This is a genomic window from Clostridia bacterium, assembly GCA_014360065.1.
Taxonomy (GTDB): Bacteria; Bacillota; DSM-521; order Neomoorellales; family JACIYF01; genus JACIYF01.
Genome location: JACIYF010000119.1, coordinates 1 through 7,293, shown reverse-complemented (window position 1 = coordinate 7,293; position 7,293 = coordinate 1). Strand labels below are relative to the sequence as shown.

The 7,293-nt window shown below is 47.5% G+C and carries 8 protein-coding genes; 5 read left to right on the top strand and 3 right to left on the bottom strand.

Annotation, left to right across the window (positions count from 1 at the left end; translation table 11 throughout):
• Positions 1-398, bottom strand: a 398-nt coding sequence (locus H5U02_12845; GenBank protein MBC7343307.1) for an SDR family NAD(P)-dependent oxidoreductase, incomplete at its 3' end; no start/stop codon positions are given.
• Positions 399-508: 110 nt separating this feature from the next.
• Positions 509-790: an SCP2 sterol-binding domain-containing protein gene (locus H5U02_12840; GenBank protein MBC7343306.1), complete on the bottom strand. Its 282-nt coding sequence runs from the start codon at positions 788-790 to the stop codon at positions 509-511.
• Positions 791-1,165: 375 nt separating this feature from the next.
• Between H5U02_12840 and H5U02_12835 the strand changes: the two genes are divergently transcribed.
• The 5 genes from H5U02_12835 to H5U02_12815 all read left to right on the top strand — a co-directional run bounded on the left by H5U02_12835 (position 1,166) and on the right by H5U02_12815 (position 5,679).
• Positions 1,166-2,881: a succinate dehydrogenase/fumarate reductase flavoprotein subunit gene (locus H5U02_12835; GenBank protein MBC7343305.1), complete on the top strand. Its 1,716-nt coding sequence runs from the start codon at positions 1,166-1,168 to the stop codon at positions 2,879-2,881.
• A 15-nt stretch (positions 2,882-2,896) separates the two neighbouring features.
• On the top strand, positions 2,897-3,328 hold the full coding sequence (locus H5U02_12830) for a succinate dehydrogenase (GenBank protein ID MBC7343304.1): 432 nt from the start codon (positions 2,897-2,899) through the stop codon (positions 3,326-3,328).
• Positions 3,329-3,504: 176 nt separating this feature from the next.
• Positions 3,505-3,867, top strand: coding sequence for a hypothetical protein (locus H5U02_12825; protein ID MBC7343303.1), 363 nt, complete (start codon positions 3,505-3,507; stop codon positions 3,865-3,867).
• A 17-nt stretch (positions 3,868-3,884) separates the two neighbouring features.
• The gene (locus H5U02_12820) at positions 3,885-4,688 is read left to right on the top strand and encodes a succinate dehydrogenase iron-sulfur subunit (protein MBC7343302.1); all 804 of its coding nucleotides are present in this window, start codon (positions 3,885-3,887) and stop codon (positions 4,686-4,688) included.
• A gap of 28 nt (positions 4,689-4,716) precedes the next feature.
• Positions 4,717-5,679 carry a polyprenyl synthetase family protein gene (locus tag H5U02_12815; protein ID MBC7343301.1) on the top strand — a complete coding sequence of 321 codons (963 nt, stop codon included), beginning with the start codon at positions 4,717-4,719 and terminating at the stop codon, positions 5,677-5,679.
• A 14-nt stretch (positions 5,680-5,693) separates the two neighbouring features.
• Here the strand turns inward: H5U02_12815 and H5U02_12810 are convergent, their stop codons facing one another.
• Entirely contained in the window at positions 5,694-6,542 is an 849-nt protein-coding gene (locus H5U02_12810; protein MBC7343300.1) for a tetratricopeptide repeat protein, read from the bottom strand.
• Between the last annotated feature and the right edge of the window lie 751 nt (positions 6,543-7,293).

The following is a 7,293-nucleotide window of genomic DNA, read 5'->3' as shown; positions in this document are numbered from 1 at the left end:
AGCTCATCGTTTTGCTTTTCAATGGTAGCAATATGATCAAGAGTGGCAGCATTGTTAACTAAAATGTCTATTCTGCCTAATTCCTTTACTACCATTTCAAATATGTTTCTAACCTGTTCCCGGTTGGTCACGTCCATTTTGATGGCCATGGCCCGACGACCAAGGGCTTGAATTTCCTTGGCAGTTTGCTCTGCATAAACTATGTTCATGCTTTTCATCGCTTGGGCCAATGGGCCATATTTTTCAGCGGTGCTAGTGTCATCGTCGCTTTCAATAAGAATATCAGTAATTACTACATCAGCGCCAGCTTCTGCCAAAGCTAATGCATCAGCCCTTCCCAATCCTCGTGAACCGCCCGTAACTAGGGCAACCTTTCCTTCTAGCAAGGCTCCGTTCAAATCGGAACAGCACCTCCAATAAAAGCAATATTGCGAAGCTTCATAGGTGGCACTATAGAAATCGGGGGGCTTAGTTCTGAACTCAGCCCCCCGTAAATATATAAGCTTAGCTAACCAAGCAAGCTCTGAAGTTTCATAGCTAGCCCCATATCACCCTTGATCTTTAGCTTGCCGCTCATGAATGCAGCGGTGCTGTTGAGCTTTCCCGCGATCATGTCAAGGAAATCAGAGGCAGACATGGTAATGGTGATATTGGGGTTGTCGGCTACGCCCTCGTTTATGGCACCTGTCCCATCCTTAACTACGGCGTGGTACTGACCACCTCCCTCACCGGTCAAGTCAAACTGAAATACAGCGTTCATCCCGGCTAATTTGGCGGGATTCTCCGCCATTCTTTGCTGAATGCCATCGAAAGCCTCCTTAACGGTCAAGATCTCTCACCTCCTTGTTCCAAAATCCGTAACCACTATCCCAAGGTGGGTACGGTCGCAACTTTACGATTATGAGTATTCTCCCCTTTGTCCAGAAATCCTCCATTGTTTGATGAAAAATCTGTAGAGTTTATACAAGGCTTCTAAGCATTATAAACGGTTTTCTAGTCATTAGAAGCAGAACAGGTATGTTCGGGACGAGGGCCATGCATCAGGAATCGTATTCTAATGCAATATTAATGTTCAAGAGCCAATATGGTATTCTTGTTATTGCATGTGGCATGGTTATTGCAAACGAATTATACTGAAAGTTTCGCTAACGAAGGGGGAACTGGGATGGATGTAGTATACCATGATATCGTAATCCTGGGCTCCGGGCTTGCTGGTATGCGGGCTGCCGTACAAGCCTCTATCCAGACCAATGGCCAAGTAAGCATTGCTTTAGTTTCAAAAACCCAGTTACTGAGACCCCATTCTGTCTGCGCCGAAGGCGGAACAGCTGCTGTCTTGAGGCCTGAAGAAGGGGATAGTCTGGAACTACATGCCTGGGATACCATAAAGGGAAGTGATTTCCTAGCAGACCAGGACGTAGTATGGCGTTTCGTACAGGAGATACCCAAGGAAATCGTACAGCTTGAGCATTGGGGGATTCCTTGGTCCCGACGAGCCAATGGACAGATTGATCAGCGGCCCTTTGGAGGCCATAGCTTTGACCGGGCCGTGTATGCTGCGGATAAGACTGGTTTTTTTGAAGTTCACGCCCTATATGATACCTTGCAGAAGTTTAACAACATAACTCGGTATGATGAGTGCGAAGCAACATCCATTATAATCGATCACGACCATTTTAGCGCCATCACCGTGTGGGACTTAGCCCAAGGAAGGTTTTTTGCGATCGGGGGTAAGGCCTTAATTATCGCGACTGGAGGTGCTTGTCGCATCTATGGCTTTACCACTTATTCCTATACTGTAACTGGAGATGGAATGGCTATGGCATACCGAGCCGGTATTCCCTTGAAGGACATGGAGTTTGTCCAGTTTCATCCTACCGGCTTGGTCCCGTCTGGAATACTGATTACTGAAGCTGCTCGTGGAGAAGGGGGGTACTTGCGCAATAACCAGGAAGAACGCTTCATGGAAAGATATGCTCCTAGCAAAATGGAACTGGCACCCAGAGACATTGTTGCTAGATCAGAAATGATTGAAATTGAAGAGGGAAGGGGATTTGCAGGACCAAAAGGCTTGGACTACGTCCACCTGGATTTGACCCATCTTGGAGCCGACAAAATTAATGAGCGCTTGCCCTTGATTAGAGAGGTAGCTATGCGCTTCATTGGTGTTGACCCCATAACTCAGCCAATTCCTATCCGACCTGCAGCTCACTACTCTATGGGAGGTATTCATGTAGATATAGACGGGCGCACTCCTATTGAGGGCATCTGGGCTTGCGGGGAAGTTGCTTGCGTTTCGTTGCACGGTGCCAACCGTTTAGGCAGCAACTCCACCGCCGAATGTCTGGTCTGGGGGCGGATCACCGGTGAACAGGCAGCGAACTATGTGGCTAAGCAGAAATCTAACCCGGCAGTTCCCCAGAAGGAAGTTCAGGAACAGGAAGCGCAGGTGTTCAAAGGACTGGTACAACAGACAGGTACTGAGAGCCCATATCAACTTCGAGAAGAACTGCAGGATTTAATGGATAAATATGTGGGAGTTTTTCGGAACGGCTCTGGGCTCCAACAAGCCTTGCAAATGATTGTCGAACTGAAAGATAGATATAGGCGGGTTAAGGTTAGCGATAAGGGTCGAGTATATAACACGGACCTAATTGCGGTTTTAGAACTTCGCAACATGTTGGATCTTGCAGAGGTTATTGTAGCCGGCGCTCTGGCCCGGACTGAATCTCGAGGTGGCCATGCTCGAAGAGATTTCCCCAAGAGGAATGACGAGGAATGGCTGAAGCACACATTGGCTTATTATTCCGACAAGGGCCCTCAGCTAGATTATTTACCAGTCACCATCACTATGTGGAAACCAATTGAACGCAAATACTGAGAGGAGGTAGTGCCTGTGGCCGTGAAACGTTATGATAATCGCCTGGGTATTAAGGGTTGGCTTTGGGCTGGAAAGTATCCTCTGGAACGGTACTTTTATTCTCTTCAACGCCTTACGGGGCTTGGAATTTTACTGTTTTTACTGTTGCATCTAGTGGAGACTAGCTACAGAATATACGGGAAAGGGCCATGGGAGGCTACTATGGCATTCTTTGATACGCCTCTCTTCTTATCATTAGAATACGTTGTTTTTGCAGCTTTGATTTTCCATGGGCTAAACGGCCTCCGGCTCATTTTAGAAGAAATGGGCTACCTGTTGGGGAAGCCCGGCAGACCCGTATTTCCATATGTTAGTTCCCGCCAACGTCAACGACCAGTGATATGGGTTATTGGGCTTACAATTGTTGGGCTGTTGCTGATAACTGCGTGGGATATGTTTTTAGCTTAGGAGCATGTGAGTCCCCCATGTCCTAATAGGTTGCCCCATGCGGCAAGCCGCACAACTAGGTAATGAAAAAGCACCTATTTGGCCCTTGCCCACCTAGCCCTGCCGAGGTTCGCAAGGGTGGGGGCCTGGGGCTGGTGGCTGGAAGTAAAGGTTTTTGGCAAGGAGGGAGTTAACTAATGAGAGAGAGTTTTTGGTGGCTATTGCAGCTGGTTACAGGTCTCCTAATGATTATTGCTTTAGCAATTCATATGGCGCTCATGCATTGGGATATGGTGTTAGGGTGGCTGGGATATAACGTTGGGGATGTACTCTCCTACTCTTCGGTAATGAGTCGGGCTGCTTCGGTATCATGGGTTGTATTCTATGTGCTTTTACTGGCATTGGTAGTCTATCACGGATTCTATGGGCTTAGAGCCGTGCTCTTGGAGTGGTTTCCTGCCACAGCTGCCTCCAGAAGCATAACGACTATTATTATCGCCTTGGGTAGCCTGGCTTTCGCTTGGGGACTATTTATAACTATCAAGAGTTTCGGCAGCTAGTTTGGAGGTGGAGATAAATGGCATCAGACATTCGGGTACGGGTATTTAGGTTTAACCCTGAGGAAAAGGCCGAACCACGGTTTGACCTATTTTCGGTGCCGTATTCCAAGGGCATGACGATTCTTGATTGCCTTATTTATATTAAGGAGCATCTTGATAGTACGTTGGCGTTTCGGTCTTCGTGTCGAATGGGTATATGTGGATCTTGCGGGGTTATGGTAAACGGTTTTCCTCATCTAGCCTGCCATACGCAGGTGTCTGAGTTAGGTACTGATAGGCTGGAGCTACGACCGTTGGCCAACTATGATGTTATCAAAGATCTGGTGGTGGACCTTACTCCCTTGTTCAACAAGCATAAAATGGTTAAACCCTACCTTATATCCCCACAACTTACCGCAGATCATGTGAGAGAGTTTGCCCAAACACCATTGGAATTGGAACGATATTTGCAATTTAGTTATTGCGTTAAATGTGGGCTATGCATAGCTGCATGCCCAACATGTGCCACCGACAAGCAATTCCTGGGACCACAAGCATTGGCCCAAGTTTTCCGCTATAATATGGATAGTAGGGATGTTGGATCCAAAGATCGAATCCAAGTAATAGACCAACCTCACGGGCTTTGGCGTTGTCATTTGGCTGGTGCCTGTTCGGACGTTTGTCCCAAAGGCGTTGACCCTGCGCTGGCAATTCAGCTTTTGAAGCGCAGCGTAGTGGGTTCCTGGTTAGGATTAACAAAGAGAAACGTGCCCAGGCTGGTGGAGGAGCAAGAAAAGCAGGCACCAGCAGATGCTCCAAAAGCGCCTCCGCTTAGCGTTTAACAACTCTGCTAGTAGGATGGTTACTTAAATGCAAATTTTGCCGGATGAGATTTATGTCGACTTGGAATGCCTAGAATCTGAGTTACGTTCTCAGATAGCCTGCGATGACGCGATAATTTGTGAAGCAGCTACACAATTGCTGGAGGGAGGGGGAAAGCGGCTCCGACCTACGTTGGCTCTATTGACGAGCAGACTAGGGGACTATAGTCGGGAACGGATATTGCCTTTAGCTGTGGGCTTAGAACTGCTGCACATGGCAACCCTTGTCCATGACGATATAGTTGATGGTGCCTTGATTCGCCGAGGACAAGCTACTGTCAGGGCCCGGTGGGGCGAGCAGGTTTCTGTATATGTTGGCGACTATTTATTTGGAAGGTCTCTTTACTTGTTTAGTAAATATCAAGATCCCACAATCATGGGTATTCTATCCGGAATTAGCTTGGAGATGTGCGAAGGTGAAATAAAGCAAATAGCAAGTACTTTCAATCTTGGCGAATCCCTGCGCAGCTATTTCCGAAGGATCCGACGGAAGACGGCACTGCTGATATCAGCCAGCTGCAAGGCTGGAGCCGTTTGTACCAAGGCACCAGCCTTGTATTGCCGAGCAGTGGGCAGATATGGGCTTTACTTGGGTATGGCGTTTCAGATCACCGATGATGTGTTGGACGTAACCGCAGAAGAATCGCAGTTAGGCAAGCCTGTGGGAAGCGACCTCAAGGAAGGGATCATCACTCTGCCTGCAATTCTAGCCTTAAATAACGCTCGTCAAAGCCGAGAGCTTGAGAAATTGTTGCTCAAGCGAAATAAAGACCAAGAGGAAATATCCCGTTGCATAGAGATTATCAAGGATTCGGGGGCCATTGAAAGGACGTTATTAATTGCTAGAAGATATCTTAATAAGGCTAAAGCCTATCTGATGCTTCTCCCAAATAACCAAATTCGACAATCTCTTATAACCATAGCCGATTTTGTAGCCACCCGGACTTACTAGGCGGGGTGAGAGCCTCATCTGGTACGGGCCCTAAGCGTCAGGGCGTGGTTATAGCAATTGACGGCTGAACGGTATTCGCCGAGGCTATCATGGCAGAGCCCTTTAAGCCACCATCCTTCAGGATCAGATTGATCCTGCTTGAGCATGGCGTTAATGTAGTCGAGCGCTTGACTTGCACGCTTCAGGCCAAGCAAACATCTTACTCGGCCTTTAAGGGCTTCCTGCAGAGTCGGGTTTAACTCTAGAGCTCGGAGATACCATTGATCGGCCATGCTATCGTTGTGCATAGCCTCATAAGCTACCCCCATGGCCATAAGGAGCGTTGCATCAGATGGGTCCAGTTTCAGGCCCTGCTGAAATGAATCTATCGCTCTGTGATATTGCCCAAGCCTTAAAAAGATGAAGCCCAGATTGGAAAATGCTGTGGAGCTTTGACTGTTCCTCTGCTTAGTTATTCTCTTTAGCAGCTTGATGGCGGCCCTGTAGTCGCCCAACTTGGCATAGCATACGGCAATGTTATTACTCAGTACATTCCTATCCACATACCGCTTGGCTGCGTAGAAACATTTTAGAGCCTCTCGGTAACGGTTGAGCTTGTCGAGGGCTAGCCCTGCCCAAAAAAGTACTACCTTGTCAGACCGAGAAAAATAATAGGCAGTTAGAAAGCTGCTGAGCGCTCCCACGTAATCCTTCGCAGCATACTTGGCTTGCCCATGGCGGTACCAGGCTTGGGCATTATCCGGTTCACGGGTAAGGAGGCCAAAATAGGGCTGACTACTCTCGTCATAGGGCAAGTTTGGGGCCATACAGGCCTTATCTAAGGAAAGGTCTTTGCCAAACAATCTGTTGATACTGATAGCCACTTAAACCACCCTTCAAGGATTACTTAAGTGGCTATTTTCGAGGCCAGAGAATTTATCCCTTCCAGCAATTACCAACTTTTGATCGCAAATACTATCACCCTGTAACCCCAATTCGACAGGGTCACTTGGATTTCAAATTGATTACATTTATAGAACCATAACCGCTAACTTCAGTTATTGGTTGACCATATATTCTTAGCTTAAAGCAGCCCAGTAGACTAGTACTCGCCAAGATAGTGCCACTCTCGCCAAAACAAAATGGTAGGGCCGGTGATAAAAACTGGTCAACTACTAGGCTGTAGCCCGGGGCTTCCTCAATCCTTAATACCATTGACCGAGGGTATGAATATGACCCTTCCCTCTCGAAGGTTTTGACGAGCTCAACGTTGGGTGTGCTAGCTAGAATGTGGTTCTGACAAGCAATCATGGCAGCACTTTTTTCCTTCCAGCTATATAGGTGGTTTCCTTGGCTACTGAACAGTAGTAGAGTATAACCATCTGCAAACATTTGCGCTGACCAAAGAGAGCTAAGCGTTTCCGACAACTTAAAATTGGCAGCCCAATGATCTAGATAGCCGATACCCTCAAAACTGTTATGGCTGTTCCTGATGCTGATTCGCCCAGTTACCAGAGCCCTGGGCACAGGTACTGACCAGTGTAACCGTTTCTCTCCTAAGTCTCCGAAACGCATTTCGCCGCTACCAGGTTTCCAGCCAGAAAGTACTGGTTTTAAAAGCAGTTCCAAACTTAT

Excerpts from the sequence above, each read along its gene's own strand:
- H5U02_12840 (MBC7343306.1), bottom strand. The coding sequence starts at position 790 with ATGGCGGAGAATCCCGCCAAATTAGCCGGGATGAACGCTGTATTTCAG.
- H5U02_12835 (MBC7343305.1), top strand. The coding sequence starts at position 1,166 with ATGGATGTAGTATACCATGATATCGTAATCCTGGGCTCCGGGCTTGCT.
- H5U02_12825 (MBC7343303.1), top strand. The coding sequence starts at position 3,505 with ATGAGAGAGAGTTTTTGGTGGCTATTGCAGCTGGTTACAGGTCTCCTA.
- H5U02_12820 (MBC7343302.1), top strand. The coding sequence starts at position 3,885 with ATGGCATCAGACATTCGGGTACGGGTATTTAGGTTTAACCCTGAGGAA.
- H5U02_12815 (MBC7343301.1), top strand. The coding sequence starts at position 4,717 with ATGCAAATTTTGCCGGATGAGATTTATGTCGACTTGGAATGCCTAGAA.